Origin of the sequence: Anaerotignum sp., from assembly GCF_045122575.1 — a bacterium.
Lineage (GTDB): Bacteria > Bacillota > Clostridia > Lachnospirales > Anaerotignaceae > Anaerotignum_A.
The window spans coordinates 1-3,385 of the sequence record NZ_JBGVHV010000152.1 but is presented as its reverse complement, the minus strand read 5'-3'; the positions used below and the strand labels follow the sequence as shown (position 1 = coordinate 3,385).

The 3,385-nt window shown below is 44.8% G+C and carries 3 protein-coding genes; 2 read left to right on the top strand and 1 reads right to left on the bottom strand.

All coding sequences use genetic code 11. The annotated features are described in order from the left end of the window. Positions 1-852, bottom strand: an 852-nt coding sequence (locus ACJMLT_RS07360) for an alanine/glycine:cation symporter family protein (protein WP_405728789.1), incomplete at its 3' end; no start/stop codon positions are given. A gap of 339 nt (positions 853-1,191) precedes the next feature. Here ACJMLT_RS07360 and ACJMLT_RS07355 point away from each other — a divergent pair. Next, a complete protein-coding gene (locus ACJMLT_RS07355; RefSeq protein WP_405728786.1) occupies positions 1,192-2,490 on the top strand; it encodes a homoserine dehydrogenase in 1,299 nt (432 codons plus the stop codon). Positions 2,491-2,621: 131 nt separating this feature from the next. Then, a complete protein-coding gene (locus tag ACJMLT_RS07350) occupies positions 2,622-3,296 on the top strand; it encodes a DUF4085 family protein (protein WP_405728783.1) in 675 nt (224 codons plus the stop codon). Positions 3,297-3,385: the final 89 nt, after the last annotated feature.

The window sequence follows — 3,385 nt, the reverse complement described above, 5'->3', positions numbered from 1 at the left end:
AGCGGAAGCAGCTGCGTTGGGAGCAGAACCGATACCCGCTTCGTTGGAGTACAGGCCTCTCTTGATGCCGTTCATCATCGCTGCACCCAGCAGACCGCCGAATACGGACTGTGTGCTGAAAGCTTCGCTGAAGATTTTTGCAAATACTGCGGGCAGGCTGCCGATATTCATGATGACAACGATGAGTGCCGCCAGAATATAGATACCTGCCATGATAGGTACCATGAATTCTGTTACTTTGGAGATACGTTTGCCGCCGCCCAGAATAACGATGCCGGCCAGAACAGCGATCACTGCACCGATGTAGAGGGATGCACCTTCATTAGGTACATAAACCTTGATAAAGTCTGTCATATTGAAGGATGCCAGTGCGTTGAAACCGCCCATGTAAGTCAGGATCAGAGCAATGGCAAACAGACCGCCCAGAGCAGGAGAGCCCAGAGCCTGTTTGATGTAGTAAGCGGGGCCGCCGTAAGAACCGTGTTCCCCTTTTTTCTTGTAGATCTGTGCCAGTGTGGATTCTACAAAGGCAGATGCACTGCCGATGATCGCGATCAGCCACATCCAGAATACAGCACCGGGGCCACCGGCGATGATAGCGCCTGTAACACCGACTACGTTACCTGTGCCGACACGGGAAGCAGTGGATACCATCAGTGCCTGGAAAGAGGAGATGGAGTCCTTGTCGGAACGTTTTTCTGTGATCACACGGATAGATTCGCCAAAAAGACGGAACTGTACAAATCCGGTGCGAACTGTGAAATATAAACCTGCTGCGATCAGCAGGGCGATCAGGATATAGCTGTAGAGCCAGCCGCTGATCGAACTAATGATGCTTGCAAATGTTTCCATTATAAAAATGTCTCCTTTCAATGGTTTTTATGCATTGCGTTCATATAATATATTAAAGGAAAGAACATTTTTCGTCAAATGTTTTTATCAGGAGGATGATGATTTGTCTGACAGGAGACAAATACTGGAAATTCGCTGTTTTTTTGTATGTGCAAAGAGAAAATATTGTATTTACTTGCATACGAAATGTTTTTCTGCGGCGGAAAAATGTTTTTGAAAAAAAGACAAAAACTATTGACAATTAGAAATTATTTGCTAAAATCAATATATCTCGCGGAAAACACAGATGTTTCCGGTATGAAAACGAAAGAAAAGCAAAAGAAGATGGAGGAAAGAATCATGGCTGAACTCGCAAGAAAGATCGCGCTGTTGGGTATGGGTACTGTAGGCAGCGGTGTTTATAACATTATCGAGAAGCAGAAGGCAGAAATGCCTTTCAAAGTTGGAGCAGAACTGGAAATTACAAAGGTTCTGGTACGCAATAAAGCAAAATATGCAGAGGTCGTTCCTGCGGAAAAACTGACAGATAACTGGGAAGATGTCATCAACGATGACAGCATTGATATGATGGTAGAAGTAATGGGGGGGATTGAACCTGCCCGTACATATATCAAAGCTGCACTGGAAAAGGGCAAACATGTAGTAACAGCTAATAAAGACTTGATGGCTATGCATGGCCATGAACTTTTGGATATTGCTGCACAGAATCGCTGTGATCTGCTGTTTGAAGCGGCAGTAGCCGGTGGTATCCCCATTATCCGCCCTCTGAAACAGTGTCTGGCAGGGAACGATATCACAGAAGTGATGGGCATCATCAACGGTACCACAAACTTTATCTTGACAAAAATGAAAGATGAAGGGATGGACTTCAGTGAGGCCCTGCAGCTGGCAACAGATCTGGGCTATGCGGAAGCAGATCCTACTGCCGATGTAGAAGGGTATGACGCAGGCCGTAAACTGGCCATTATGGCTTCCATCGCTTTCCACACACCTGTAACTTTCGATGACGTTTATACAGAAGGGATCACAAAGATCACAGCGAAGGATATGCGTTATGCGAAAGAACTGGGCTGTACCATCAAACTGCTGGGTATTGCAAAAAATACAGAATCCGGTATCGAAGTGAAGGTTCACCCTACACTGATCCCCGAAAGCCATCCTCTTGCAGCGGTAAATGATGCGTTTAATGCTGTTTTCGTACACGGTGATGCAGTAGATGATGCGATGTTCTATGGCCGCGGTGCGGGCAGCCTGCCTACAGGCAGTGCCGTTGTAGGCGATGTTATGGACGTGGCAAGAAATATGCTTTTCGATGCCAACGGCCGTATCGGCTGCAGCTGCTACAAAAATACACCCATCAAAGGCATCGGTGATACAACAAGCAGCTACTATGTGCGCATGAAACTGGAAGACAGAGCAGGTACTCTGGCAGCTCTTGCAGGTGTATTCGGCAGCAGCGATGTCAGCATTTCCATTCTGTTGCAGAAGGCAAAAGTGGACGATACAGCGGAAATCGTTATCGTAACTTATGACGTAGAAGAAAAGAAATTCAGAGACGCCATGACTGTTCTTTCCGGCATGTCCATGGTAAAAGAAATTTGTTCCATCATCCGCGTATATCAGCTGGGCGATCATTGAAAATAAGCAAAAAATTAGGAAAGGCGGCCAAAAAGGTCGCCTTTTTTGCATTTTATTTGGTAAGAATGACGAATAGTTTTTCCCGGACAGGAATGATATGATAGGTGGGTAATAAAAAGGGGGAAAATGAAATGAAATATTTTACCAAAGAGTGGTACGAAACTTGTCAGAATGCAAACTGGCATTTGAATATGTCCGTATCCAAAAATGCGGAAGAATTTTCTGAAGAATACTATAAAGATCTGTATACACGTCGTCGCCGTGCTTTTGTGAAAGAGCAGAAGGATGCTGCAGAAGTGCAGGGGGAAGCATTCAGCAAGGCAAAGACAGAAGTTGCATTCATGAATCAGCACGAAGAAATGGTAAAACGTATGGAAGCTTCCATTCCTGAAACGATCCTGGCAGAAGTGGCGGATACCCGTGTACTTGCTCTGGATATTGCCACAAAAGAAGTGAGACAGAAACTGAAAGCATGGTGCGAACAGAATGCAAAAGCAGCTGATGAAATGATCAAGGCTTATGATGGTCTGGCACTGGAAGAAAGCCTGCACGACAGCATGCTGAAAACAATGGAAATGAAAGCAGAAACACTGACTTTCAAACTGGAATGTTCCGCTGTGAAAAAAGTTGTATTCAAAAATTACAAAATGCTGGAACAGGGCGGTTATATCCTGGGCGCAACATGGCTGAATCAGGAAGTATATGAAGCAGAAGGCGGCAAAGAATATCACATCCTGCTGATGAAAAAAGACGGTAAACTGGCTTACCTGACTGTATTTGCAGAAGAAATTAAATTTGTAAAATAAGAAAAGGCGGACAATATGTCCGCCTTATTTTTATGTATGGCTTATTTCAGACCGTCGTTCATTACGAAAGCGATCATTTCCATATCTTC

Excerpts from the sequence above, each read along its gene's own strand:
- ACJMLT_RS07355 (WP_405728786.1), top strand. The coding sequence starts at position 1,192 with ATGGCTGAACTCGCAAGAAAGATCGCGCTGTTGGGTATGGGTACTGTA.
- ACJMLT_RS07350 (WP_405728783.1), top strand. The coding sequence starts at position 2,622 with ATGAAATATTTTACCAAAGAGTGGTACGAAACTTGTCAGAATGCAAAC.